This window comes from Pseudomonas sp. MCal1 (assembly GCF_026341415.1).
In the GTDB taxonomy this organism is placed as follows: domain Bacteria; phylum Pseudomonadota; class Gammaproteobacteria; order Pseudomonadales; family Pseudomonadaceae; genus Aquipseudomonas.
In genome coordinates, this window is sequence record NZ_JAKUMP010000004.1 from 153,820 (window position 1) to 179,983 (window position 26,164).

Consider the following 26,164-nt stretch of genomic DNA (forward strand, 5'->3'; position numbering starts at 1 on the left):
TTTTTACCCCGATGTTGTCCGCCCGCCATGACCAAACGCGAAGCTCCAATCTACAAGGTGATTTTCCTCAACCAGGGCCAGGTGTTCGAAATGTACGCCAAGCAGATCTATCAAAGTGATCTGTGGGGTTTCCTGGAAGTGGAAGAGTTCGTCTTTGGCGAGCGCACGCAAGTGGTCGTCGACCCGAGCGAAGAAAAGCTCAAGGCGCAGTTCGAAGGCGTGGTGCGCAGCTTTGTGCCGATGCATTCGATCGTGCGCATCGATGAAGTGGAGCGGCTGGGGACACCGAAGATCACCGAAGCCCGTGGCGGCGTCGGCAACGTGATGCCGTTCCCGGTGCCGATGCCCGAGAAGTAAACCGTAAGATCGAGTCGCCTCATTCGCGAGCAAGCTCGCTCCCACAGGGGAATGCATTCCAATGTGGGAGCGAGCTTGCTCGCGAAGAGGCCAGAAAAATCTATAGAGAAATCAGGGAAGGGGCGAGAACGGCGTACGCCCGTCGGCGCTCTGCAGTTCCATCAAGTATTTACGGAAAATTTGCCCGAGCACCTGGGTTGCGGTTTCCAGTTCTTCGCGGGACATTTTTTCGGACACTTCGTCGGCGGTGTCGAGCGCGTCTTCAGCGCCATTGACCGCCGCCATCTTCAGCACGATGTACGCCTGAATGTTGTTGGCCTGCACGCCTTCGCCGTGGAAGAACATGGTGCCGAGCTTGAATTGCGCCTGGGCGTGGCCTTGCAGCGAGGCCTTTTCGAAATAGCTCAGGGCTTGATTGAGGTCGCGCGGCGCGTTCTTGCCGTCGTAGTAGAACTCACCCAACTCGTATTGCGCTTGCGCATCCCCTTCATCCGCTGCCTTTTGGCAGGCGGCGAGGGCCTGCGTGACATCTTGCGGCTGAGTATTGAGGGTGCAGCGACCCATCGCCGGGATCAACAACGAGTTGCCGCCTGCTTGTGCATGTGCGAGCAGCGGCTGAAGGAGCAACAGGCAGCCCAAGGCAAGGGTGCGGCCGGTGCGGTTCATGGGAATCGACTTACCTCTGAAGGGCGCGCGGACCCGTCTAGGGATCCAATAAGCGCGCATTATGAAATAAGCAGGGCCATCCTTACAAAGTCTTTACTCGATTTTCTGCTGCGCGGGAAATATATCGCCCACTTTATGGGAGATTTTTGGCAGGAGTGTCGGAAAAGGCGCGCGGATGTAGGAGAACGCTGACGCTGGCAATGGCCAACGTCAGCGGCGAAGCGTTTTACTTCAACTTGGCGAAGGCGCGTTCGGCGGCGTCGAGGGTGATTTTCAGCTCGGCCTCGCCATGGGCGATCGAGGTGAAGCCGGCTTCGAAGGCGCTCGGCGCCAGGTACACGCCACCTTCCAGCATCAAGTGGAAGAAGCGGCCGAACAGCGCTGCATCGCTGGCCATCACGTCTTCAAAAGTAACAATGTCGTCGGCACCACTGAAGTACAGACCGAACATGCCGCCCGCCTGGGTGGTCACGAACGGAATGCCGGCGGCATCGGCGCGCTGTTGCAGGCCGTCGAGCAGGCGCGTGGTGTAGTCGGTCAGCTCGGCGTGGAAACCCGGACGGCTGATCAGGCGCAGGGTGGTCAGGCCGGCGGCCATCGCCAGCGGGTTACCGGACAAGGTGCCCGCCTGATAGACCGGGCCCAGCGGTGCGATGCGCTCCATGATCGAGCGCTTGCCGCCGAAGCAGCCGACCGGCATGCCGCCACCGATGATCTTGCCGAAGGTGGTCAGATCCGGGGTCACGCCGTAGTAAGCCTGGGCACCGCCGAGGGCGACGCGGAAACCGGTCATCACTTCGTCGAAAATCAGCACCACGCCGTGCTTGTCGCACAGGCTGCGCAGGCCTTCGAGGAAACCCGGCGCCGGCGGTACGCAGTTCATGTTGCCGGCCACTGGCTCGACGATGATGCACGCGACGTCCTGACCGACTTCAGCGAGCATTTTTTCAACCGCGTCGATGTCGTTGAACGGCAGGGTCAAAGTGTGTTTGGCGAATGCTGCCGGCACGCCGGCCGAGCTCGGTACGCCTTGGGTCAGTGCACCGGAACCGGCCTTGACCAGCAGGCTGTCGGAGTGACCGTGGTAGCAGCCTTCGAACTTGATGATGCTGTCGCGGCCGGTGAAACCACGGGCCAGACGGATCGCGCTCATGGTCGCTTCGGTGCCGGAGCTGACCATGCGCACCATCTCCATCGATGGCACCAGCGAGCAGACCAGATCGGCCATCTCGGTTTCCATCGCGGTCGGCGCGCCGTAGGACAGGCCGTGCTGCAACTGGTTGCGCACCGCGTCCAGTACGTCCGGGTGGCTGTGGCCAAGGATCATCGGGCCCCAGGAACCCACGTAATCCACATAACGCTTGTTATCTTCGTCAGTGACGTAGGCGCCTTCGGCGTGCTTGAAGAACAGTGGCGTGCCACCAACGCTCTTGAACGCGCGCACCGGCGAGTTCACGCCACCGGGAATGTGTTTCTGGGCGTTGGCAAACAGGGTTTCGGAACGAGACATGATCGGGCTCTCAGACTTTTAATAATTCATTGAAGGCGCGGGCGCGGCGGGTCACTTCGGCGGTGCTGTCGGCGCCGAACAGGCCATGGACCACGGCCAGCAGATCGACGCCGTGGGCCACCAGCGGCGCAGCGTTGTCGAGGGTGATGCCGCCGATCGCGCAGATCGGCAGGTGCAGGGTGCGTTTGGCCTCGTCGAGCAGATCGAGGCTGCAACTCGGTGCACCGGGTTTGGTACTGGAATTGAAGAAGCGACCGAAGGCGACGTAACTCGCACCCTCTTTGGCGGCTTGTTCGGCGAGTTCAAGTTGCGCGTGGCAGGTCGAACCGATGATGGCCCTGGAACCGAGCAGGGCGCGGGTCGGCGACAGCGGGCCGTCGGTCTGGCCCAGGTGCACGCCGACGTTCAGGCGTGCGGCCAGTTCGGCGTCATCGTTGATGATCAGTTGCGTCTTGTAGCGTTCGCACAGATCGCGCAGGGCTTCGGCCTCACGCAGGCGGCGGGCCTCGTCGCTGCTTTTGTCGCGGTATTGCAGCAGGGTGACGCCGCCTTCCAGCGCCGCCTCCACGTAGGACAGAAACTTGCCGGCCAGCAACTGGCTGTCGGTGATGGCATACAGGCCACGTAGTTTCATCGCGCAGACCTCAGGCTCGAAACATCAGGAACAGAAATCCAGCGGCAGGCGACGCGGCACGAACTGGCCTTTGCCCAGCTGTTCGGCATCGCGCAGGGTGCGCCAGGTGTAATCCAGCGCAGTACGCACGGCGCTGGCAAGGTTTTCGCCCTGAGCCAGTCGGCCGGCGAGGGTGCTGGCCAAGGTGCAGCCGGAGCCGTGATAGCTGCCCGGCAGACGCTGGCACTTGAAGGTTTCGCGCAGGCCGTCGCGGCTGTACAGGCGATTGTGGATTTCGGTTTCGTCGCCGTGACCGCCGGTGATCAGCAGGTTCTTGATGTATGGCAACAGTTTTTCAGCGCACTCGTCCGCGGTGCCTTCTGGCAGTTCGGCGAGGATCCGGGCTTCGGGAAGGTTGGGGGTGGCGATGATCGACAGCGGCAGCAGGCGTTCGCGCATGGCGTAGCCGACTTCGTCCTTGCCCAGGCGTCCACCGCCGCCGGCGCGCAGCACCGGGTCGCAGACCACCGGCAAGTGCGGGTGCGCCTGGAGCAGTTCGACGACGGTGTCGACCATTTCCAGGGAACCGAGCATGCCCAGTTTCACTGCCGCGACTTCGGAATCGTTGAGCACGGCATTGGCCTGGGCCAGTACCCACTCACGGTCGAGGACGCGAAAGTCAGTGACGTTGACGGTGTCTTGCACGGTCAGGGCGGTGACGGCCGGAGCCGCATGGCAACCCTGAGCGAGCAGGGCTTCGATATCTGCCTGCAAGCCGGCGCCACCACTGGGGTCGTGGCCGGAGAGACAGAGGACAACGGGGCGTGAGTTGTAGATATTCATGGTGCGCGAGCTTACCACCAAACCTGTTTTTCGGGTGTTGTGGCGCAGCGCCCGGCCGATAACACGGGTAGCGGGATCGGTAACGTTTGGCGCAATCTGACCGAGCAAACAGCTCTAGCCCGGCGCTCTGCTCTGGAACGCCCGTTCTAGAGCCTTTGTAGGAAAAATTTCCATGGTGCTCAATGGCCATCAACGGCTATGCTAGAGTGGATCCAAACCAATAACAGGTAATACCGGTTTTACGTCATCTCAAAGGGAATGGGGGGCTTCCTGACACAACCGGACAAGCCACGCTGGGGCTTCAATGCGCTATTTGTTGATGTTGCTGTTCTGCTTGCCCCTCCTGGCAAGCGCCGTCGAGTTCGATGAGTTCACCCAGAGCCTCCCGCTGGGTCGATCCCTGCAAGTGTTCGAAGACCCGAGCGGTCAGGCGAGCATTGCCGACGTCCGCGCGCAAGCCGCCGCCGGAAACTTCAAACCTCATGACAAAGCCACGCTCAATGCCGGTTATTCGCGCTCGGCGTTCTGGCTGAAGATCGACCTGCATTACCGCCCGACCAATGCGTCGGCGCAGCGCAGCTGGTTGCTGGAGCTGGCGTATCCGCCGCTCGATCATCTTGATCTGTATTTGCCCGATGCGGCCGGTGACTATCGTCTGGTGCGGCAGACCGGCGACGCCTTGCCGTTCGCCAGTCGCGAGATCCGCCAGAACAATTACCTGTTCGACCTGTCATTCAAGCCGGATCAGCAACGCACCGTTTATCTGCGGTTGTCCAGCGAAGGCTCGATCCAGGCGCCGGTGACATTGTGGTCGAGCACCGCGTACCTCGAAGATCAGCCAGTGCGCCTGTACGTGTTGGGGATCATTTATGGCGTGCTGCTGGGGATGCTGGTCTACAACCTGTTCATCTATCTCAGCGTGCGCGACACCAGTTACCTCTATTACATCTTCTACATCGCCTCGTTCGGCCTCTATCAGCTGTCGGTCAACGGTGCGGCGGTCGAGTATTTCTGGCCGGACAACCCTTGGTGGGCCAACGCTGCCACGCCGTTCTTCATTGGTTGCGCGGGGCTGTTCGGCAGCCAGTTCGCCCGCAGTTTCCTGCAGACGAAGAACCACAGCCGCTGGCTCGATCGCCTGCTGATCGCCCTGATCGCGTTCGGTGCCGTAGTGATCGGTCTGTCGTTGATGACCAGTTATGGCCTGGCCCTGCGTCTGGCGACGACCCTGGCCCTGACCTTTACCGTGGTGATCTTCGCCGCCGGGATCCTCGCCTGGTGGCGCGGCCTGCGGGTGGCGCGTTATTTCATCATTGCCTGGTCGGCGTTCCTGATCGGCGGCATCGTCAACACCATGATGGTCCTGGGCCTGCTGCCGAATGTGTTCCTGACCATGTACGCCAGTCAGATCGGTTCGGCCATTGAAGTGGCGCTGCTGTCGCTGGCCCTGGCCGACCGCATCAACGCGATGCGCGAACAACAGGCGCAGACCCTGTTCGACGCCGGCCAGAAGCTCGAAGTGCTGAACCAGCAACTGGCCCACAGCAACAAGCTCAAGGACGAATTTCTCGCCACCCTGACCCACGAACTCCGCACACCGATGAACGGGGTGATCGGTTCGCTGGAGCTGATGCAGACCGTCGAGCTCGATCCGGAACTGGAGCAATACCAGCAGACTGCCGCCGGTTCCGCGCGGGACATGATGCGCATGGTCAACGGCATCCTCACCCTGACCGAATTGCAGGCCGGCAAGCTCAAGGCGACGCCGGGCAGTTTCAGCCTGCGCGGGGTGGTCGAGGCGTTGCGGATTCAGTTCGATGGCAACGCGGCGAGCAAGTCGCTGGACTTCAAGGTCGACGTGCTGCCGACACTGCCGGACCGCCTGCACGGCGACAGTGCCAAACTCGCGCAATGCCTGGAGTGCCTGCTGGACAACGCGATCAAGTTCACCCGCGTCGGCGGGCTGGCCTTGCGGGTCACCGGCAAACCGTCGACGGACAATCGCCTGGCGCTGTCCTTCGCGGTGATCGACACCGGTATCGGTTTTACCGATCTGGGCGAGGCCACGCTGTATCAGCGATTCTTCCAGCTCGATGGTTCGATGACCCGCGAATACGGCGGGCTGGGCGTCGGTCTGGCGATTTGCCGTCAATTGGTGGAATTGCTCGGTGGCAAGCTCACACACCGCTCCGAGCCGGGGCGCGGCAGCCGCTTTCAACTGGATGTCGAGTTTGAGTTGCCGGAAATTGCAGCCGTGCCTGCGTTCAGCCGTGACGCCGAGCGCGCGCCGCAGGATTGCACCGTGCTGCTGGTGGACGACAACAGTGTCAACCAATTGGTGATGCGCGGCATGTTGCTCAAGCTCGGTTTCCGGGTGCGCACTGCCGACCACGGCGCGGCGGCGCTCGACTGTTTGCAGCGCGAGCGCTTCGATGCAGTGTTGATCGATTGCCAGCTACCGCCGCTCGACGGAGCATCGCTGTGCTGCCAGATTCGTGACCTGCCGGGATGCGCCCATCTGCCGGTATTCATGATCGCGCTGGGGGCGGATCGAGAGCATTGCGCGTCGGGTGGCACCATCGATTATCTGAGCAAACCGGTGAAATTCGAGGATCTGCAGGTCGCAATGCAGCGACGGGTATTGAGTTGCTGATAGGGTGAAAGCGCCGGCATTTAGGCCGATATGACACTTTGATCGATTCGGGGGCGGTGCTTAACTGAAGCTCTGGCCGATAAAGGAGCCCCGTCATGAACCTGCATCAGTTCGCCGAAACCCACGAAGTCACCAACCAGCCACCGTCGCTGGACGGCACCAACCTGTACCGCATCGACCTGCCGTTGCAGGAATGGTCGCGGCGGTTCGGCGCCGGCTGGGCCGAGTCGCGGATCGACGCCTACGGCGCGCTGGCGGGCGGGCCGCTGATGGAGGCCGGGTTCCTCGCCAATCAGAACAAACCGGTGTTCGCCAGCCATGACCGCTACGGTCATCGCATCGATCTGGTGGAATTTCATCCGGCGTATCACGAGCTGATGCGCACCGCCATCGAACATGGCCTGACGTCGTTGCCCTGGGCTCATCCACAGGACGGCGCCCATGTTGCCCGCGCTTCCATGACCTACCTGCACAGCCAGGCCGAAGCCGGCAGTGGCTGTCCGTTGACCATGACTTTCGCCAGCGTGCCGGCGATGCGTTTACAACCGAATCTGGCCGAGCAATGGCTGCCGAAAATCCTCGCCACCGAATACGATCCGCGCAATGTCGGCATGGCCCACAAGGCCGGTGTCACCATCGGCATGGCGATGACCGAGAAACAGGGTGGCACCGATGTGCGGGCCAACACCACCAAGGCTTATCCAGTAGGCGCCAGCGGCCCCGGTCAGGCTTATGAACTGGTGGGCCACAAGTGGTTCTGTTCGGCGCCGATGTGCGATGCATTCCTCACGCTGGCGCAGACCGACAAGGGCCTGACCTGCTTCCTGCTGCCGCGCCATCGCCCGGATGACACGCGCAATCAGTTCTATATCCAGCGCCTGAAAAACAAGCTCGGCAACCAGTCCAACGCCTCCAGCGAAGTGGAATTCCGAGGCGCACTGGCGTGGATGGTCGGTGAGGAAGGGCGCGGCGTGCCGACGATCATCGAGATGGTGGCGATGACCCGTTTTGACTGCATGGTCGGCTCCAGCTCGCTGATGCGGCAGGCGCTGACCCAGGCCAGCCATCACTGCGCCCACCGCAAAGTCGGCGGCAAGCTGCTCAGCGAGCAACCGCTGATGCAGAACGTGCTGGCCGATCTGGCGCTGGAAAGCGAAGCCGCGCTGGCGTTGAGCCTGCGCATGGGCAAGGCGCTGGATCATCTGAATGATCGCCATGAAGCGCAGTTCGCCCGGCTGGTGACGGCGGTGGGCAAATACTGGATCTGCAAACGTGCGCCGGGAATGATCAACGAAGCCGCCGAATGCATGGGGGGCGCCGGGTATGTCGAGGAGAGCATCCTGCCGCGGCTGTACCGCGAGGCGCCGGTGAACTCGACGTGGGAAGGCTCTGGCAACGTGCAATGCCTCGATGTGCTGCGGGCGTTGTCGAAAGAGCCGGGCGTGCTTGATGTGTTGTTCAGCGAGTTGGGCGACGGCCATGGCGACAAGCGACTGGCTGCGCACATTCAGCAATTGCAGGCGCAGTTCAAGGACACCAGCGACATTCAGTACCGCGCGCGGCAACTGACCGAAGACATTGCCCTCGGGCTGCAAGCTAAGCTGCTGCTGGAGGCCGGGAATTCGGCGGTCAGTGATGCCTTTATCGCCAGTCGCCTGAGTGGGGGCGGTCGGGTCTACGGCGCGTTGCCCCGTGGGCTGGATGTCGAAGCCATTGTTGCCCGCTCGACGCCACAAGGTTTCTGAAACACCCTGTGGGAGCGGGCTTGCTCGCGAAGGAACCGGTACATTCAACATCAATGCTGGCTGTGCTGACGCCTTCGCGGGCAAGCCCGCTCCCACAGGGAACGCCTCTACCGGTCAGATTGATGAATTGCCACAACGCCACTGTTTCCGTGACGCCACGATGCAGGCAAGATGAAGCTCTGCAAGTCAGAACACAGGAAGCTGATCGTGACCGAAGCGTTTATTGTCGTTCAAACCGCCGAACAGGCCGTGGATCGTCTCGCCGAGCTGCATGAGCGGGCCACCACGGCGCTGAACTCGGCGCTCAAGCGTTACCTCAAGGATCGCGTCGAGCCCGACGCCGAGCAACGTGCCCTGTTCCGTTATCCCGAACTGCGTCTGACCTACCACTGCCAGGGCGAAGTCCCGCAGACCACCCGCGCCTACGCCAAGGTGCAATTGCCGGGCACCTACAGCGTGACCGTCACCCACCCTGCGGCGTTTCGCAAATACCTGCTGGAACAGCTCACGCCGCTGATGCACGACTTCACCGTGACGGTGGAAGTCGGGGTCAGCGAGCAGAACATTCCCTATCCGTACGTGGTCGAGCAGGGCGATGAGCTGGCCGGCTCCGGTGTCACCGCTGCCGTGCTGGCGCGAGTGTTCCCGAGTACCGACCTGTCTGCCGCCACCGATGGCATCGCCGACGGGCTCTACGACTGGGAAAACACCGATCCGTTGCCATTGGCGCTGTTCGATGCGGCCCGCGTCGACTTCTCGCTGCGTCGTCTGGTGCACTACACCGGCAGCGACTGGCGCCATGTGCAGCCGTGGATCCTGCTGACCAACTACCACCGTTATGTCGACCAGTTCATCGTCCACGGTCTGGAGCAACTGCGCCGTGACCCGCGTTTTGTACGCATGGTGTTGCCGGGCAACGTGATCATCGAAAAAGGCATGGATCATGGCGAAGCCTCGGCCATTGCCGCCGGTGTGGTCTGGCACCGCTACCAGATGCCGGCCTATCACCTGATCGCCAGCGATGGCCACGGCGTGACCCTGGTCAACATCGGCGTCGGTCCGTCCAACGCCAAGAACATCACCGACCATCTGGCCGTGCTGCGCCCGCATTGCTGGCTGATGATCGGGCATTGCGGCGGCCTGCGTCAGTCGCAGACCATCGGCGACTATGTGCTGGCTCACGCCTACATGCGTCGCGACGGGATTCTCGACCGGGTGGTGCCGCCGAACATTCCGATCCCGGCCCTGGCCGAGGTGCAGCTGGCGTTGCAGCAAGCGGCGGCCAACATCACCGGCGAAAAAGGCGAAGAGCTGAAAAAGCGTCTGCGCACCGGCACCGTGCTGACTTACGACGACCGTAACTGGGAATTGCGCTGGGCCCAGGAGCGACCGCTGATCAACCTGTCCCGCGCCGTGGCGGTGGACATGGAAAGCGGCACCATTGCCGCCCAGGGTTATCGTCTGCGGGTGCCGTACGGCACGTTGCTGTGCGTTTCGGACAAACCGCTGCACAGTGAAATCAAGCTGCCGGGTTCGGCCAACGCGTTCTACGAGCGTGCGGTCAGCCAGCACTTGAAGATCGGCATCGAAGCGGTGGACCTGCTACGCACCGAACTCAACTCGCTGCACTCGCGCAAACTGCGCAGCTTCGACGAGCCGCCGTTCCGCTAACGGTTTGTCGTGGTCATTTGGCGGTCGGGGCACTAGCATTGTCAGCCCTGATCGCTAAATGTCTTCTCACTTATGTCCCGTCCCCCGCGTCCACCTTCCCGCCGTCCCGGCGCGAAGCCGTCCTATTCAGCCCCGCGCCGTGTCGCCAAGGCGCCGCCGGCCGAGCCGAAGCTGATCCTGTTCAACAAACCGTTCGATGTGCTGACGCAATTCAGCGACGCAGATGGGCGGGCGACGCTCAAGGATTACATCGACATTCCGGGCATTTACCCGGCAGGACGGCTGGATCGTGACAGCGAAGGTTTGCTGCTGTTGACCAACGACGGCCAGTTGCAGGCGCGGATCGCCGACCCCAAGCACAAACTGGCGAAAACCTATTGGGTGCAAGTCGAAGGCGTGCCGACGGCCGAGCAGTTGCAGCGCCTGCGTGACGGCGTCGAATTGAATGACGGCATGACCTTGCCCGCCGAAGCGCGACAACTGGATGAGCCTGAGCTGTGGCCGCGCAACCCACCGGTACGCTTTCGCGCGACCATCCCCACAACGTGGCTGGAACTGGTGATTCGCGAAGGGCGCAACCGCCAGGTGCGGCGGATGACGGCGGCGGTCGGGTTGCCGACGTTGCGGCTGGTGCGGGTCAGGATTGGTGACTGGACGATCGAAGGGCTCGATCAGGGCCAATGGAAAGAAGTGCCGGCGCGCTTATAAGGCGCCGGATTCGATCAGGCCGATCACCACGCTCTTGATGATGAACGCGGCCACGCCCAGGCCCAGCACGAAGAACAGAATGAACGAGCCGAAACGCCCGGCCTTGGACTTCTTCGCCAGATCCCAGACGATGAAACCCATGAAAATGATCAGGATGCTGACCAGTCCGGTCATCATCCACTCTTCAAATACTGCTGGATCCATCAGGCATCTCCGGCACGCATGCGGCTAAAAGGGCGGCCGGGAGTATACGTCAGCGGCGAACGACGCAGCATTGACCTGCGTCGGTGTGCCGCAGTCATTCGTCGCCTGCACCGGCTTCTTCGCGAGCAAGCTCGCTCCCACAGGGAAATGCATTTTAAATGTGGGAGCGAGCTTGCTCGCGAAGGCGATTTCAGCTGCGCAGATGAGTCAGCGGCAATTCGGTACTGTTGAGCACCTGATTCAGCACAAAACTCGACCGAACACTGGTCACGCCCTCAATCCGTGTCAGGTGCCCCAGCAGCAGTTTCTGATAGTGATCCATGTCCGGCACTACCACTTTCAGCTGATAGTCGGCATCCACGCCAGTCACCAGGCTGCATTCCAGCACTTGCGGCAAGGTGCGGATCGCCGCTTCGAAGTTCTCGAAACGCTCCGGCGTGTGCCGGTCCATGCCGATCAGCACGTAGGCGGTCAGGCTCAAGCCGAGCATCTTGCGATCGAGCAGAGCGACCTGACGGGAGATGTAGCCGTCGTCCTCCAGTTGCTTGACCCGGCGCGAGCACGGGGAGGGCGACAGACCGATGCGCTCGGCCAGTTCCTGGTTGGAGATGCGGGCGTCGCGCTGCAATTCCGCCAAAATACTGAGGTCGTAACGGTCGAGTTTGCTCATCAAACGGTCCTTTGTCTTAACTATTGCGGCGGATTATCTATCCAGGGTTAAAAATTGCGCAAGTGGTGTTTATTTGAGCAATCTTCGCAATCATCTGTCGCGGCTCCGCGCCTATCCTTATCACCAGAATCACTGCTCGGTAACACAGTCCACTGCGGCCCGCCCAATCCGGCCCGCCGCGGCCGCCACCCCCACCGGGGTTGTGCCGGCCCCCGAGCTGCACACTGTCCAGAAGACGGCGTGAGGTGAGCCGACGTCAAAAGCGTCGAGCCAGGACGAAGTTCTCTGAAAGGGAGGCCGACGGGTCTCCCTTTTTTCTTGCCCGCGATTTGGCCCGTCTCGCTCAATAAATAAATGACGTGACTGATAACCTGTAGCAGAACCCGGTGTGCTCGTCCCCGGTCTTAGCTACAAGACCTTCTATTACAGGCTCTGGCCCGCAGTGAGGAATTTCATGAAGTCGCGCATCTGGCGTCTGGCCAGTGTTGGTTTGCTGTGTGTGAGTGTCGGTGCGCAAGCGCTGGCGGATGAGCCGCAGAATCGCGGCCCCGACGGCGGCGGACGCGGGCCGGAGCATCAGGGCAATTATCAGGGACATGGCGGCGGCAATCAGCCGCACGGTCAGAACAATCCGCAGCGGCAGAACAACGACATTATTCGTGGCGACAACAGCCGCCAGTTCGAGCACAACGGCCAGCAGAACCACGGCCAACCGAACAATGGCCAGTGGCAGAATCAGAATCAGCCACGTCCGGCCTACAATCCCAACCCAGTACGCCAGCCGCCACCGCCGCCGCAACTGCCGGCCAATGACCTGCCGATCCAGCCGCGTCCCGACACCGTGCGCCAGACTCAGGAACCCCGTCAGGGCTACTACCGCGACGAGCGCCCGCAGAGCGGCTATCACCAGAACTGGCAAACCGGCCGCCCCAATGACAATCGCTGGCCGGGTCGCCCCGACGGGCATGGCAATGGCTGGGGTCCGGGCCCGCAATACCGGCCGGGCCATGTGATCGACCGTTTCCCGGATCGTGAATACCGCGTGCCGTATCGCGGCCAGGACTATTTCTACTCCGGCGGCTACTGGTATCGCCCGCAAGGTCCGCGCTACATCGTGGTTCAGCCGCCGCGCGGGATTCGCATTCAGTACCTGCCGGATTACGCCCGTGAGGTATGGATCGGCGGTTCGCTGCTGTTCCTCGCTGCCGGCTCGTACTATGCCTATCAGGAAGCGACCCAGGATTACGTGGTGGTCGAGCCGCCGGTACAGCAGCCACCGCAGCCGACCGGCAATGGTTATGACGTGGAGGCGTATCCGGCCAACGGTCAGTCACCGGAGCAGGTTCAGCGCGATGGCTACGAGTGTTATCAATACGCGGTGCAGCAGAGCGGCTTCAACCCGCGCACCGCGACTTATCAACCGGCGCCCGAAGTGGTGCAGGCCTACCGCCAGGCCCAGGGCAATTGCCTGAGCAGTCGTGGTTATCAGGTCAACTACTGAGCCCGGGCGGCCTTGACCACTTCCTGCGGGTCGGCGTGCACCAGCACTTCGGCCTTTGGGTAGGCTTTGTGAATGGCATCTGCGGCCTGATCGCTGATGCCATGGGCGACTGACAGCGTCAGCTCCCCCGGCAATTCCAGGTGCAACTGCACGAACCAGTGATTGCCGGAAATCCGCGTGCGCAAATCGTGCGCACCCAACACGCCCGGCACGCCGCACGCCAGTTCGAGCATGTGCTGACTGACATCCGTCGGCAGCTCTTCATCCATCAGCACCGAAAAACTTTCCCGGGCGATCTGGATCGCGCTCCACAAAATGTACCCCGCGATTCCCAGACCGAACCACGCATCCAGTTGCTCGAACCCCAATCCGGCCATCACCAGCGCAATCAGAATGCTGCCGTTGAGTAACAGGTCCGAACGATAATGCAGCGAGTCCGCCCGCACCGCGTTGGAGCCGGTCTGCTTGATTACCCGATGCTGCAACATCAACAGCGCCGCCGTCAGAAGCACGGAAAACAGGATCACGCCGATGCTTAACCACGGCGCGCCGAGCGGTTCAGGATTGTTCAAGCGCTCATAAGCCTGGAACGCGATCAGCACCGCACTGCCGCCGATGAACAGCGCTTGCGCCATGCCCGCCAAGGATTCGGCCTTGCCGTGGCCATAACGATGATCGTCATCCGCCGGGCGCAGCGCGTAATGCACTGCCAGCAGATTGAGCAACGAAGTGATGCCATCGAGGGCCGAGTCGGTGAGGCCGGCGAGCATGCTCACCGAACCGCTCAGCCACCAGGCGATGGCTTTGGCGATGATCAGCGTACAGGCCACCGCCACCGAGGCGCGGGTCGCCAGCCGCAGCAGGCGGGCGTGTTCGGTGCTTGTGGTCATGGGGGCGTCGATTCCTTATGCGGCAGGTTGCAGGCCGAACATCGCCAGTTGCTGGGTGCTGCCCTTGTGCCGGATCAGGCGCGGGTCGTCCAGCGGCAGGTTGCGGCCCAGTTCTGTTTCGAGAATAGCCTGCAACTTGAGGTTATCGACCTGGCCGTCCGGGCCGATGGCTTGCTTGAGTTTGGCCGGATCGACCTGCGCCGTGTGGCCCGGTTCGAAATAGATCGCGCCGGTGGCGAAGTCCACGGCAAACGCGATTACGCCGGGAAGGATATAGAACAGCAAGCCCACGGCATCGAGCACGGCAATCGCCGGGTCGATCTTGCCGTCGATCTGGCCGCGCCGGTCGGGATAGAAAATCGAACCGCACGCAGTGATCTGGGTGAGCAGGGTGGCAACCAGTACACCGCCGATCAGGCGAAAAGGTAAGCGCATGGGAATCTCCTGAGTCATCTGTTAACGAAGCGTCATCGTGTGAAGTTAAGACCCTGACGAACGCCTGGCAGTTCGCCGTTATACTCGGCCCTCTGTTTGGGAGCCAGCATGAATTTTTTGCCAATCGATGAAGTTTTACCCGCCCTGCGTGAAGCGTTGGCGACACGCCATGAAGCCGTGCTCGAAGCACCGCCCGGCGCAGGTAAAACCACCCGCGTACCTTTGGCCCTGCTCAATGAAGCGTGGTTGAACGGGCAGACCATTCTGATGCTCGAACCGCGTCGGCTGGCCGCCCGCGCAGCGGCGGAACGGCTGGCCAGCGAGCTGGGCGAGAAGGTCGGTGAAACCGTCGGTTATCGCATCCGCCTCGACAGCAAGGTCGGCCCCGACACGCGCATCGAAGTGGTCACCGAAGGCATCCTCACCCGGCGCTTGCAGGACGACCCGGCGCTGGAGGGCGTGGGTCTGCTGATCTTCGACGAATTCCACGAGCGCAGCCTCGACGCCGATCTGGCGCTGGCCCTCAGTCTGAACGGTCGCGAGCTGTTTCGAGCTGAACAGCCGCTGAAGATTCTGCTGATGTCCGCCACCCTTGAGGGCGAACGTCTTGCCGGCTTGCTCGACGACGCGCCGATCCTGCGCAGCGAAGGCCGGATGTTCCCGGTGACGATGCGCTGGGGCCGGCCGTTCCAGCCTGGCGAATACATCGATCAACGCGTTACGCAAACGGTGCTCGAAGCCCTGCACGATGAAACCGGCAGCCTGTTGGTGTTCCTGCCGGGGCAGGCGGAAATCCGGCGTGTTCATCAGCAACTGTCGGACGCCATCGGTGAGCGCAGCGACATCCTGCTCTGTCCGTTGCACGGCGAACTCGACCTGAATGCGCAACGCGCCGCCATCGACCCGGCGCCCGCTGGCCAGCGCAAAGTGGTGCTGGCCACCAACATCGCCGAGACCAGCCTGACCATCAACGGCGTGCGCGTGGTAATCGACGCCGGGCTGGCGCGGGTGCCGCGTTTCGATCCGGGCAGCGGCATGACTCGCCTCGACACTCAACGTATCTCCAAAGCCAGTGCCACCCAGCGCGCGGGCCGGGCCGGGCGTCTGGAGCCGGGCGTGTGTTATCGCCTGTGGTCGCAGGATCAGCACGAACAACTGGCGGCTTATGGCAGTGCGGAAATCCTCTCGGCGGATCTGGCCGGGCTGGCCTTGCAACTCGGACGCTGGGGCGTGGCGCCGAGTGATCTGATCTGGCTCGACGTACCGCCAGCCGCCGCGTATGCACAGGCTCAGGATTTGTTGCAGCGCCTCGGTGCGCTGGACGGCGAAAGTCTCAACCGTCATGGTCAGGCCATGGCTGAATTGCCGGCCCATCCGCGCATCGCCCATTTGCTGTTGCGCGGTCAGGCGCTGGGGCTGGCGGACATGGCGTGCGACGTTGCCGCGTTGCTCGGTGAGCGCGACATTTTGCGCGGCGCCGGAGCGGATCTGCACAGTCGTCTGGCGCTGCTGTCCGGCGAAGAACGTGCGGCGCGCGGTGCCCAGGGCGGCGTGCAGCGCGCCCGGCAACTGGCGCGGCAATATCGCGGCTACCTGCGCGGGCAACCGAGCAAACCGGTCAGCGATCCCGATCATCCACGCTGGCTCGGCGCCTTGCTGGCACTGGCCTACCCGGATCGCGTCGCCCAGCAGCGGCGTGCCGGAGGTGCCGAATATCGTCTGGCCAACGGCCGCGCGGCGTTGTTCGCCGAAGCCGACAGCCTTATGAAGGAGCCGTGGATCGTCATCGCCGACCTCGGCAGCCGCCAAGGTCAACGTGAAGAACGGATTTATCTGGCGGCGGATTTCGATCCGGTGCTGTTCGATTCGGTGCTGGCCGAACAGGTGCACACCGTCGATCAACTGGACTGGGACGAACGCGAAGGCGTGTTGCGCGCCGAGCGTCAGCGCAAGGTCGGCGAACTGATCCTCAGCCGTGAACCGCTGACCGGTCTCGACGAAAACGCCCGCAGCCAGGCGCTGGTCAATCTGGTGCGCCGCAAAGGTCTGGAACTGCTGCCGTGGACCCCGGAACTGCGCCAATGGCAGGCGCGAGTCGCGCTGTTGCGCCAGCTCGATCTGGACGCCAGGGGCGACAGCCAATGGCCGGATGTCAGCGACGCGACGCTGCTGAAAACCCTCGAAGACTGGCTGATGCCTTATCTGGGCAAAGTCTCGCGCCTCAGCCATTTCGCCAACCTCGACCTGTCGAGCATCGTGCGTAATCTGCTGCCATGGCCACTGCCGCAACAGCTCGACGAACAGGCACCGCATCACCTGAGCGTGCCGTCGGGCTCGTCGATTCGCCTCGACTACAGCGAGCAACCACCGATTCTCGCCGTGCGCTTGCAGGAGTTGTTCGGCCTCGCCGACACACCGCGCATTGCTGGCGGCCGGCAAGTGGTCAAGCTGCACCTGCTATCCCCGGCTCGGCGCCCGGTTCAGGTGACGCAGGATCTGGCCAACTTCTGGCGCAGCACCTATGCCGAGGTGAAGAAGGATTTGAAGGGGCGGTATCCAAAACACTATTGGCCGGATGACCCATTGGTGGCCGAAGCCACTGCACGAGCCAAACCGCGCGGTACGTGAGGGTCAGCGACCAGCCTTCGCCGTCAGCTGCTCCCGACAATAATCGGCAAACAACTGCGCCGGTTTGGTCAGTTGCCCGCGTTTGAGCCACGCCGCCACGAGGCCTGAACCGGTGACGTCTTCGACGATGTCGACGCACACGACTTTCTTGCCGTCGTAGGTGCATTCCGAATGCGGGCGGGTGACCAGGATCGAGAAGCCGAAGCCCTGGCCGACCATGCCGCGCACCATTTCGATCGAGGGCGAGCTGAACTCGATGCGTGGCGACAGGCCTAGTTCTTCGAACAGGCTGACGAAGTAGGTGCGGCTCGGTTGTACGTCGAGCAGGATCATCGGTTCCAGGCACAAGTCCCGCAGCGAAACCTGCTTGAGCTGGGCGAAGCGGTGATCTGCCGGGAGCAGCGCGTAAGGCCGCTGGGCCGGCATCAAGGGCTCGGTTTCGATGGTGGCGTCGAGGTCGTGCTTGTACAGGATTGCCAGGTCGAAGGTGCCCGAGGTCAGGCCCTGCACCAGTTCCTGTTGTTCGCCGTCGCGGATGCGGATTTTCACCCCCGGATAGAGCGCCGAGAAGCCGGCAATCAGTTGCGGCAAATACAGCGGCGCCACCGTTTCAAAACAGCCGATATCGATCTGCCCGGCCACCACATCGTTGTCGGCGAGGGCGTTCTGTTCGAACTCCTTGGCCATGCGCAGCAGTTCCTGGGCCTTGCGGAAAAAACGCGCGCCGCTCGGTGTCAGAGACACGCCCTGAGCGTGATGGCGGATCAGCAGTTGCACGCCGAAGCTGTCTTCCAGCCCCTTGATTGCCGTGGAAATCGCCGGTTGCGCGATGTACAGCTTGCGCGACGCTTCGGCGACGCTGCCGCATTCGACGGTAGTGATGAAGTATTTCAACTGACGCAGGTTGTAAGCGGCCACGGTGAACCTCAAAGCGAACGGATTTCACATCCAAGCAATTTGTAAGCCGCCGGCCTCCGTTCTGTCAGCGGTTTTTTTTGTCCCTGAACAATAGCCCCATACGCGCGCGAAGGGGCTGTCGGCTGGTTACCTTTTTTATTGTCTGCGAAGACATTTTTACTGGTTTTAGCGCGCGCGGGCCTGAGCGACTATCGATCCCGCACTGTTTACAAAAGAACAAAAGTCCAAGGAGCAACCACCGTGTTCGAGCTTGCAGACTGGCAGCGCAAGGCCGCTGCTTTGAGCTATCCGTACCAGGCCGTGATCGACGGCAAACTGCGTGCGGCGCAGTCGGGGCAGACCTTTGCCGCGATCAACCCGGCCACCGGCCAGTTTCTGGCAGACGTCGCCGCGTGCGGTGAAAAGGATGTCGACTCGGCGGTGCAGAATGCGCGACAGGTGTTCGAAGCTGGCACGTGGGCCGGGCGTTCACCGACCGAGCGCAAGCAGGTGCTGCTGCGGCTGGCGGATCTGATTCTGGCCCATCGCGAAGAGCTGGCCCTGCTCGATTCGCTGAACATGGGCAAACCGGTGACGGACGCTTACAACATCGACGTGCCGGGCGCCGCCGGGGTGTTCCGCTGGTACGCCGAAAGCCTCGACAAACTCTACGATCAGGTCGCTCCCAGTGCGTCGAACGTGCTGGCGACCATCACCCGCGAGGCGCTGGGCGTGGTCGCTGCGGTGGTGCCTTGGAATTTCCCGCTGGACATGGCCGCGTGGAAACTTGCACCGGCGCTGGCGGCGGGCAACTCGGTGATCCTCAAACCTGCCGAGCAATCGCCGTTCTCCGCCTTGCGTCTGGCCGAGCTGGCGCTGGAAGCCGGGCTACCGGCCGGCGTATTGAACGTGCTGCCGGGTCTCGGCGAACAGGCCGGCAAAGCGTTGGGCCTGCACCCAAATGTGGATTGTCTGGTGTTCACCGGCTCGACTCAGGTCGGCAAATATTTCATGCAGTACTCCGCGCAGTCGAACCTCAAGCAGGTGTGGCTGGAGTGCGGCGGCAAGAGTGCCAACCTGGTGTTTGCCGACTGCAAGGATCTGGATCTGGCGGCGCAGAAAGCCGCGTTCGGGATCTTCTTCAATCAGGGCGAAGTCTGCTCGGCCAACTCGCGATTGCTGGTGGAGCGCTCGATTCACGATGAGTTCGTCGAGCGACTGAAAGCTCAGGCCGAGCGCTGGCAGCCGGGCGATCCGCTGGACCCGGCGAGTGCGGCCGGGGCGATCGTCGATACCCGTCAGACCGAAAGCATTCTGCGCTTCATTCATCAGGCCGAGCGTGAAGGCGCGACCCGCGTCTGCGGCGGGCGGCAGCTGAGTTTCAACGGCTCGGACAACTTCGTTCAGCCGACGATTTTCACCGACGTGCAGCCGCACACGAGCCTGTTTCGCGAAGAAGTGTTCGGCCCGGTGTTGGCGGTGACTGCGTTCGATGACGAGGCCCACGCCTTGCAACTGGCCAACGACAGCGTCTACGGTCTGGCGGCGTCGCTGTGGACTGACGATCTGCACCGCGCCCATCGAGTGGCGCGGCAATTGCGAGCCGGTACGGTGTCGGTCAACAGCGTCGATGCGCTGGACGTGACCGTGCCGTTCGGCGGCGGCAAACAATCCGGTTTCGGCCGCGATCTGTCGCTGCACTCGTTCGACAAATACACCCAGTTGAAAACCACCTGGTTTCAACTGCGCTCATGACAGCCGCTCACAACAAAAAAGGAGATCCGGCGATGACCACCTCACGTGAAACCCGCGACTACCAGGCCGCCGATGCAGCGCACCACATTCATGCGTTCGTCGACCAGAAGGCCCTCAACGACGAAGGCCCACGGGTGATGGTGCGCGGTGATCGCCTGCACCTGTGGGACAACGACGGTCGGCGCTACCTCGACGGCATGTCCGGGCTGTGGTGCACCAACCTCGGTTACGGGCGAAAAGACCTGAACGCGGCGGCGAGCCGGCAGCTGGAGCAGTTGCCGTACTACAACATGTTTTTCCACACCACCCACCCGCAGGTGATCGAGCTCTCCGAGCTGTTGTTCAGCCTGCTGCCAGGGCACTACAGCCACGCGATCTACACCAACTCCGGCTCCGAGGCCAACGAGGTGCTGATCCGTACCGTGCGCCGTTACTGGCAGGTGCTGGGCAAGCCCGAGAAGAAAATCATGATCGGCCGCTGGAACGGCTACCACGGTTCGACCCTCGCGGCGACGGCCCTCGGCGGCATGAAGTTCATGCACGAAATGGGCGGGATGATTCCCGACATCGCGCACATCGACGAGCCGTACTTCTTCGCCCACGAAGGCAACCTGACCCCGGCGGAATTCGGCCTGCGGGCGGCGCAGCAGCTGGAAGCGAAGATCCTCGAACTGGGCGCCGACAAGGTCGCCGGCTTCATCGCCGAACCGTTCCAGGGCGCGGGCGGGATGATCTTCCCGCCGGAAAGCTACTGGCCGGAAATCCAGCGCATCTGCCGCAAGTACGACGTGCTGTTGTGCGCCGATGAAGTGATCGGCGGCTTCGGTCGTACCGGCGAATGGTTCGCTCACGAATACTTCGGTTTCGAGCCGGACACCCTGTCCATCGCCAAGGGTTTGACCTCCGGTTACATCCCGATGGGTGGCCTGATCCTGTCGAAGAAAATGGCCGACGTGCTGGTGGAGCAGGGCGGCGTGTTCGCCCACGGCCTGACCTATTCCGGGCACCCGGTGGCGGCAGCGGTGGCGATTGCCAACCTCAAGGCCTTGCGCGATGAAGGCGTGGTGACGCGGGTCAAGGATGACATCGGCCCGTACCTGCAGCAGTGCCTGCGCGAGGTGTTCGGCAATCATCCGCTGGTAGGTGACATTCAGGGCACTGGCATGGTCGCGGCGCTGCAACTGGCGCAAGACAAGGCCACGCGCAAACGCTTTGCCAATGAAAACGACATCGCCTGGCGCTGCCGCACGATCGGGTTTGAAGAGGGAGTGATCATTCGCTCGACCCTGGGGCGGATGATCATGGCGCCGGCGTTGATTGCCAGCCGTGAAGAGATTGACGAGCTGGTGGGCAAGACCTTGAAAGCGCTGGATCGTACGGCGCAGGAATACGGTCGCCTCTAACCCCCCGGATCGCTCGTTCCGTGTCCTGATCGTTCCCACGCTCTGCGTGGGAATGCCTCAAGGGACGCTCCGCGTTCCAGCTCTCGAATGGGACGCAGAGCGTCCTGGGCTGCATTCCCACGCAGAGCGTGGGAACGATCTCCGCCAGACTTTTTCCCAATCTGCACCCACCTCGGGCACCCCCGCCCGCCGCGCCCTTTCGCGGTGCGCACTACCCAGTTTTTTCATCGTTCGCGTCTAACTATTTCCTCGTTTTCCTGACGCCAAGCCTGGGTCAACATCGATTTCGCCAGCCAGGGCATTGCCCGCCAGAGTCCGACAGAGACCGCAGCGTGCAATCGCGACACCACGGCTGGCCGTACTGCCCATGACAACTAAATCAACAGCGTTGGGAGTGCTCCATGAACAAGTCCTTGTTTACCCGTCTTGCATGTCCTCTGGCGATTTCCGCCCTTTGTGTCACCGCCGCTCAGGCCGGCACCTTGTCGATCGGCCATACCACGTGGGTCGGTTACGGCACTCTGTACCTGGCTCAGGATCTGGGCTACTTCAAGGAAAACGGCCTGACCGTCGAATTGCCGGTGGTCGAAGAGGCGTCGATGTACATGGCCGCCCAGGCGTCCGGGCAATTGTCCGGCTCGGCTTCGACCATTGATGAAGTGCTCAAGTACCGTCCGCAGTTCTGCTTCAAGGCCGTGGCGGCGCTGGATGACAGTCATGGCGGCGATGGCGTGCTGGTCGGTAAAAACGTGAAGAGCCTGCAAGAGCTCAAGGGCCAGGCCGTGGCCGTCAACGAAGGGTCGACCTCGCAGTTCTGGCTCTCGTACCTGCTGAAAAAGAACGGCATGAGCATGAGCGACATCACCGTGCAGAACATGACCGCCGACGATGCCGCCACCGCATTCATCGCCGGTCGCGTGCCGGCCGCCGTGACCTGGGAGCCGCATCTGTCGATGGTGCGCGACAAGCAGCAGGGCAAAGTGCTGATCGACAGCAGCAGTACGCCGGGCGTGATCGTCGATGTGGTGGCGCTCAACTGCACGGTGATCGAGAAGCAGCCTGAGGACGTCAAGGCGCTGGTCGCCGGTCTCTACAAAGCCGTGCAGTACACCAAGGATCATCCACAGAAAGCCTACGAAATCATGGCCAAGGGCGTCGGTGGTTACCTGTCCGATCCGAAGGAACTGGCCGCCGCCGCGCAAGGCGTGCGCTTCTACGATCAGGCCATGAGCGAGAAGTTGCTGGGCAAACCGGGCGCGCCGGGTGACAGCGCACCGCTGATCAAACTGGCCAACGAAACCGCCAGCGAATTGCAGGGCAAGCCCTACAACGTCAGCAACGACGATCTGGTGGATAACCGTTTCGTCAGCCCGCTCTAGGAGACTGGTCATGTTCAAGCGCAATTCATGGCTGAGCCGCTGCATCACGCCGAAGACCGGATTGCCGGTGCCGGTGGTGTGGAGCGCCAGCGGTCTGGCCTGGGTGTTGCTGGTCGGCCTGTGGGCCGGGTTGTCCTACGGCGGCATCGTGCCGGGGATGTTCCTGCCCACGCCCGGCGGGGTGGTTGAGGCCGCCGTGCGCCTCAGCCGCGACGGCACTCTTGGCCAGCATGTCTGGGCCAGTGTCGAAGTGGTGATGGTCGGTTTCATCGTGTCGTCGCTGGTGGCTGTGCCGCTGGGCTTGCTGATGGGCAGCTTCCGCATCGTCCAGGCGTTCCTCGAACCGCTGGTCAACTTCATCCGCTACCTGCCGGTGACCTCGTTCGTGCCGCTGTTCATCCTGTGGATCGGCATCGGTCTGGAGCAACGGGTGTCGGTGATCATCTTCGGCGTGTTCTTCCAGCAACTGGTGATGATCGCCGACGTGTCCAAAGGCATCTCCAAGGACTTGATCAACGCCTCCTACACCCTCGGCTCCAACCGGCGTGACGCGGTGCTGCATGTGATCGCCCCGGCGTCGTTACCCGGCGTGCTCGACACCTTGCGGGTGACCATGGGCTGGGCCTGGACCTATCTGGTGGTCGCCGAACTGGTCGCCGCGTCCAGCGGCCTCGGCTACTTGAGTCTCAAGGCCATGCGCGGCTTTCAGGTGGATGTGATTTTTCTCGCCATCGCGATCATCGGCCTGCTCGGCCTGGTCACCGATCAACTGTTTCGCTTCTTGCGTTTGAGGATTGCCGCATGGGCTCAGTAACCGCTGCCAACCGTCGTTTCATCGAGCCGGTCGCTGTACCGGCACACGCTGCGCCAAGGTTGCAGGTGGACAAGGTCAGCCTGCGCTACACCAAGCCCGGCGGCGGAACCTTCACCGCGCTTGAAGAAGTGTCGTTCGAAGTGCCGGATCAGCAGTTCGCGGTGCTGGTCGGGCCATCGGGCTGCGGCAAGTCGAGCCTGCTGTACCTCACCGCCGGCCTGGCCGAGCCAACCTCTGGCGAGATTTATGTCGGCGGCCAGCAAGTGCAGGGCCCCGGCGCGGATCGCGGGATGGTGTTCCAGAGCTACACGCTGTTCCCGTGGCTGACCGTGCGGCAGAACGTCGAGTTCGGCCTCAAGCGCCGGGGCATGCCGGCAGCGAAACGCAAGGAGATCGTCGATCACTATGTGCACGAAGTCGGCCTGTCGGGATTTGCCGACAACTACGCCAAGCAGTTGTCCGGCGGCATGATGCAGCGGGTGGCGATTGCCCGGGCCCTGGCCAACGACCCGCAGATCCTGCTGATGGACGAACCCTTCGGTGCCCTCGACAGCCAGACCCGTCTGCAAATGCAGCAACTGTTATTGCGGGTGTGGGGCAACAGCAAGAAGACCGTGCTGTTCGTCACCCACGACATCGACGAAGCGATCCTGCTGGGCGACCGGGTGTATGTGATGGGCGCCAGGCCTGGGCGGATCAAGCAGATTCTCGATGTGCCGATCGAACGTCCGCGCACGCTGGACATGGTGATGGAGCGCTCGTTCATCGACATGAAACGGCAGATCTTCGGGTTGTTGCACGACGATCTCGAAGAGGCTCATTGAGGTCAGTTGGGTGGCAGGAGGAACTTCGCAATCACCGGCAAATGATCGGAAATGCGCAAGGTATCGTCTTGCCGCACCGTGGCTTCGACCCGTTTGATCTTCGGGCTGTAGAACAGGTAATCGACCGTGCGATCCGGACCATTCAAGCCGGGATCGTTGGGGTAGTGGGTCAACCATTTGGCGCGGTCGATGCCGCCGGCTTCATTGTTGGTCGGGATCATCGGGTATCTGTCCCACAACAGGTGCAGCGCACTGTCCACGGAGTAGGGCGTGCGCTGTTCGACCGGCAGACGCCGGTACTGGCCGAGCGGCAACAGGTTGAAGTCGCCACCGATCAGCCACGGCGTGCCTTGGCTTTCGTGTTTGTCGAGGACCTTGGCCACCGCTGTCACCTGTGCCTGCAAGGTGTCGTCCGGCTGCGTGGCGCGATCCAGATGGGTGTTGAACACCACCAGTTGCCCGCCATCGCTGAGCGGCAGAGTGGTGGCGAGCAAGGCGTCTTTCGGCTGGAACTGACGGCTGATGATGTTCGCCGGCTGCACCGGCAATTGCAGGCGTTCGGCGTGTTCGATGCGGTAGCGGCTGAGGGTGGCGAGTTGCCGGCCGACGCTGCCGAAAATGTGCGGATCCGGGACGAAATCGGCCTTCCAGTCAAAGGCGTGAGCGCTGCACGGGTAGAGGTCGGTCAGGCGCTCCTGCAGCAGCTTGAGCTGGTTCTGATAGTCGCTGGCCTTGGCGCCGTCATCGAGTTCCTGCAACAGCACCACGTCGGGCTGTTCGTCGCGGATAACCCGCGCCACTTCATCGAGGCTGAACGCCATGTCTTCCGGGGTCGGGGCTTCGTCGTCGCCTTGCGCCAGATCATTCCAGAACACGTAGCGCTTGCCGGCCAGGTATTGCACGTTCCAGGTCATGACCTTCAAAGCCTGGCCGGGCACCAGCGTCGGCGGTTGCCCGGTGCAGCTGACCGGCAGGGTTTCCCGGGCGTCCGGGCGCCAGGTCAGGCTGTAAATCAGCGTGCCGATCAGGGCGAAGGCGAGCAATAGGGGCAACAGGATGTAGCGCAGTAGACGGGTCATGGCTCGGCTTGTAGCGATACGGAAGTGGTCCCGAGCATACCCGAGACCTGCCGCGTCACCCAAGCGCCGAGCGGTCAGACCATTCCGTCACGTTTGTCGGGCAATTCGCTGATCAGCATGAACAGGCGGAACAGCACCACGCTGGTGAACAGTTGCAGGAAGCTGTGGCCACTGTCGATCAGCACCGCGATCAACGGATTCTGCGGATCGGGATAGACCTGCAGGGTCAGGCCCTTGAGCAGCCACAACGGCCCCATCACACACAGGATGCACACCAGAATCCGCAGAAAATGCCCACGGCTCAGACGCAGGCTTTCCTTCATCGCCTGCAACGGACCATAGCCGCGCAGCACCAGCAGGTATTCACCGAAAGCCAGAGTGACCATCAGCCACAGCCCCGGCAGGAAATACAGCGACAGTCCGAGCAGGATCAGCAACGTGTTCAGCGCGGTAAGAACGGCAAAGCGCGGCCACAGGCGAGCGGCCATCGCCAGCAAATCGCGGGTTTGCGGGGATTCGCCGCGGGTGCGGGCATCGAGAAACAGGATCAGCGCGGCGGTGTACAACGGATACACCAGCAGGCCGACGATCACGCTGATGGCCGAGTAACCGTCCGGGTCGCTGGCATGGTCGACCACCTGTTGCAGCGCGGCTTCGAAAATCACCAGCGGCAGACACAACTGGACGATCCGGCCCAGATTGCGTTTGAAGAAATACAGGGAGTCGCGCAGCACATCGAAGGCATTCATCAGTCGGTATCGCAGGTCAAAAACAGTGGCTCACTTTAACCGATGATCCGTTTCGCTGCGCAAACGTAAACGTTCGGTAAAGGTTATTGAAACATTCTGTTGCTGCCTCCATTACAGAGGGGCGCCTCCTCCGACGTGGACGAGGGCAACGTTATCCCCGGCAATCTACG

23 protein-coding genes are annotated in these 26,164 nt (G+C 62.2%); 12 read left to right on the forward strand and 11 right to left on the reverse strand.

Features of this window, described 5'->3' with window-relative positions:
* Positions 1-27 precede the first annotated feature (27 nt).
* Positions 28-357: a DUF1820 family protein gene (locus MKZ87_RS08985; RefSeq protein ID WP_085697601.1), complete on the forward strand. Its 330-nt coding sequence runs from the start codon at positions 28-30 to the stop codon at positions 355-357.
* A gap of 111 nt (positions 358-468) precedes the next feature.
* Here MKZ87_RS08985 and MKZ87_RS08990 read toward each other — a convergent pair whose 3' ends face one another.
* The 4 genes from MKZ87_RS08990 to MKZ87_RS09005 form a co-directional block, all read right to left on the reverse strand.
* Positions 469-1,023, reverse strand: coding sequence for a tetratricopeptide repeat protein (locus tag MKZ87_RS08990; RefSeq protein WP_085697600.1), 555 nt, complete (start codon positions 1,021-1,023; stop codon positions 469-471).
* 226 nt (positions 1,024-1,249) lie between these two features.
* Complete coding sequence (hemL, locus tag MKZ87_RS08995) at positions 1,250-2,533, reverse strand: glutamate-1-semialdehyde 2,1-aminomutase (RefSeq protein ID WP_234206026.1); 1,284 nt, start codon at positions 2,531-2,533, stop codon at positions 1,250-1,252.
* A gap of 10 nt (positions 2,534-2,543) precedes the next feature.
* Positions 2,544-3,167: a thiamine phosphate synthase gene (gene thiE / locus MKZ87_RS09000; protein ID WP_085697598.1), complete on the reverse strand. Its 624-nt coding sequence runs from the start codon at positions 3,165-3,167 to the stop codon at positions 2,544-2,546.
* A gap of 24 nt (positions 3,168-3,191) precedes the next feature.
* Entirely contained in the window at positions 3,192-3,989 is a 798-nt protein-coding gene (locus tag MKZ87_RS09005) for a hydroxymethylpyrimidine/phosphomethylpyrimidine kinase (RefSeq protein ID WP_266200655.1), read from the reverse strand.
* 304 nt (positions 3,990-4,293) lie between these two features.
* Here MKZ87_RS09005 and MKZ87_RS09010 point away from each other — a divergent pair, with 304 nt between their 5' ends.
* The 4 genes from MKZ87_RS09010 (at position 4,294) to MKZ87_RS09025 (ending at position 10,766) form a co-directional block, all read left to right on the forward strand.
* A complete protein-coding gene (locus MKZ87_RS09010) occupies positions 4,294-6,642 on the forward strand; it encodes a 7TM diverse intracellular signaling domain-containing protein (protein ID WP_266200657.1) in 2,349 nt (782 codons plus the stop codon).
* A 95-nt stretch (positions 6,643-6,737) separates the two neighbouring features.
* A complete protein-coding gene (locus MKZ87_RS09015) occupies positions 6,738-8,387 on the forward strand; it encodes an acyl-CoA dehydrogenase family protein (RefSeq protein ID WP_085697595.1) in 1,650 nt (549 codons plus the stop codon).
* Between the two features lie 171 nt (positions 8,388-8,558).
* Positions 8,559-10,058 (forward strand): AMP nucleosidase, encoded by a 1,500-nt coding sequence (gene amn / locus MKZ87_RS09020; RefSeq protein WP_162130486.1) that lies wholly within the window; start codon positions 8,559-8,561, stop codon positions 10,056-10,058.
* A 72-nt stretch (positions 10,059-10,130) separates the two neighbouring features.
* On the forward strand, positions 10,131-10,766 hold the full coding sequence (locus MKZ87_RS09025) for a pseudouridine synthase (protein WP_266200660.1): 636 nt from the start codon (positions 10,131-10,133) through the stop codon (positions 10,764-10,766).
* Here MKZ87_RS09025 and MKZ87_RS09030 read toward each other — a convergent pair.
* Positions 10,761-10,970 carry a DUF2788 domain-containing protein gene (locus tag MKZ87_RS09030; RefSeq protein WP_003228500.1) on the reverse strand — a complete coding sequence of 70 codons (210 nt, stop codon included), beginning with the start codon at positions 10,968-10,970 and terminating at the stop codon, positions 10,761-10,763. The genes MKZ87_RS09025 and MKZ87_RS09030 overlap by 6 nt on opposite strands.
* Before the next feature lie 190 nt (positions 10,971-11,160).
* Positions 11,161-11,640: an Lrp/AsnC family transcriptional regulator gene (locus tag MKZ87_RS09035; protein ID WP_007909658.1), complete on the reverse strand. Its 480-nt coding sequence runs from the start codon at positions 11,638-11,640 to the stop codon at positions 11,161-11,163.
* 454 nt (positions 11,641-12,094) lie between these two features.
* Here MKZ87_RS09035 and MKZ87_RS09040 point away from each other — a divergent pair, with 454 nt between their 5' ends.
* Entirely contained in the window at positions 12,095-13,141 is a 1,047-nt protein-coding gene (locus MKZ87_RS09040; RefSeq protein WP_266200670.1) for a DUF6515 family protein, read from the forward strand.
* Here MKZ87_RS09040 and MKZ87_RS09045 read toward each other — a convergent pair.
* Together MKZ87_RS09045 and MKZ87_RS09050 are read right to left on the reverse strand one after the other, a co-directional pair.
* On the reverse strand, positions 13,135-14,031 hold the full coding sequence (locus MKZ87_RS09045; protein WP_266200671.1) for a cation diffusion facilitator family transporter: 897 nt from the start codon (positions 14,029-14,031) through the stop codon (positions 13,135-13,137). The two genes, MKZ87_RS09040 and MKZ87_RS09045, sit on opposite strands and share 7 nt — an antisense overlap.
* Positions 14,032-14,046: 15 nt before the next feature.
* Positions 14,047-14,466, reverse strand: coding sequence for a polyribonucleotide nucleotidyltransferase (locus tag MKZ87_RS09050; RefSeq protein WP_227233622.1), 420 nt, complete (start codon positions 14,464-14,466; stop codon positions 14,047-14,049).
* Positions 14,467-14,574: 108 nt separating this feature from the next.
* Here MKZ87_RS09050 and hrpB point away from each other — a divergent pair, with 108 nt between their 5' ends.
* Entirely contained in the window at positions 14,575-17,094 is a 2,520-nt protein-coding gene (gene hrpB / locus MKZ87_RS09055; protein ID WP_266200672.1) for an ATP-dependent helicase HrpB, read from the forward strand.
* A 3-nt stretch (positions 17,095-17,097) separates the two neighbouring features.
* Here hrpB and MKZ87_RS09060 read toward each other — a convergent pair whose 3' ends face one another.
* On the reverse strand, positions 17,098-18,012 hold the full coding sequence (locus MKZ87_RS09060; protein WP_085697589.1) for a LysR family transcriptional regulator: 915 nt from the start codon (positions 18,010-18,012) through the stop codon (positions 17,098-17,100).
* A 240-nt stretch (positions 18,013-18,252) separates the two neighbouring features.
* On the opposite strand from MKZ87_RS09060, the gene MKZ87_RS09065 reads away from it, so the two are divergent.
* From MKZ87_RS09065 to MKZ87_RS09085, 5 genes are all read left to right on the forward strand, one after another.
* Positions 18,253-19,746: an aldehyde dehydrogenase gene (locus tag MKZ87_RS09065; protein WP_266200673.1), complete on the forward strand. Its 1,494-nt coding sequence runs from the start codon at positions 18,253-18,255 to the stop codon at positions 19,744-19,746.
* Positions 19,747-19,778: 32 nt separating this feature from the next.
* The gene (locus MKZ87_RS09070; RefSeq protein WP_266200674.1) at positions 19,779-21,149 is read left to right on the forward strand and encodes an aspartate aminotransferase family protein; all 1,371 of its coding nucleotides are present in this window, start codon (positions 19,779-19,781) and stop codon (positions 21,147-21,149) included.
* Between the two features lie 401 nt (positions 21,150-21,550).
* Positions 21,551-22,528, forward strand: a complete 978-nt coding sequence (locus MKZ87_RS09075) for an ABC transporter substrate-binding protein (RefSeq protein WP_085703124.1) — start codon at positions 21,551-21,553, stop codon at positions 22,526-22,528.
* 10 nt (positions 22,529-22,538) lie between these two features.
* Positions 22,539-23,342 (forward strand): ABC transporter permease, encoded by an 804-nt coding sequence (locus MKZ87_RS09080; RefSeq protein ID WP_227233617.1) that lies wholly within the window; start codon positions 22,539-22,541, stop codon positions 23,340-23,342.
* Positions 23,330-24,166: an ABC transporter ATP-binding protein gene (locus MKZ87_RS09085; RefSeq protein WP_085697584.1), complete on the forward strand. Its 837-nt coding sequence runs from the start codon at positions 23,330-23,332 to the stop codon at positions 24,164-24,166. Before MKZ87_RS09080 ends, MKZ87_RS09085 begins: the two co-directional genes overlap by 13 nt.
* A 2-nt stretch (positions 24,167-24,168) precedes the next feature.
* Here the strand turns inward: MKZ87_RS09085 and MKZ87_RS09090 are convergent, their stop codons facing one another.
* Both MKZ87_RS09090 and MKZ87_RS09095 read right to left on the reverse strand, forming a co-directional pair.
* On the reverse strand, positions 24,169-25,245 hold the full coding sequence (locus tag MKZ87_RS09090; RefSeq protein ID WP_266200676.1) for an endonuclease/exonuclease/phosphatase family protein: 1,077 nt from the start codon (positions 25,243-25,245) through the stop codon (positions 24,169-24,171).
* Positions 25,246-25,319: 74 nt separating this feature from the next.
* Positions 25,320-25,994: a YciC family protein gene (locus MKZ87_RS09095; RefSeq protein WP_085697582.1), complete on the reverse strand. Its 675-nt coding sequence runs from the start codon at positions 25,992-25,994 to the stop codon at positions 25,320-25,322.
* Positions 25,995-26,164 lie beyond the last annotated feature (170 nt).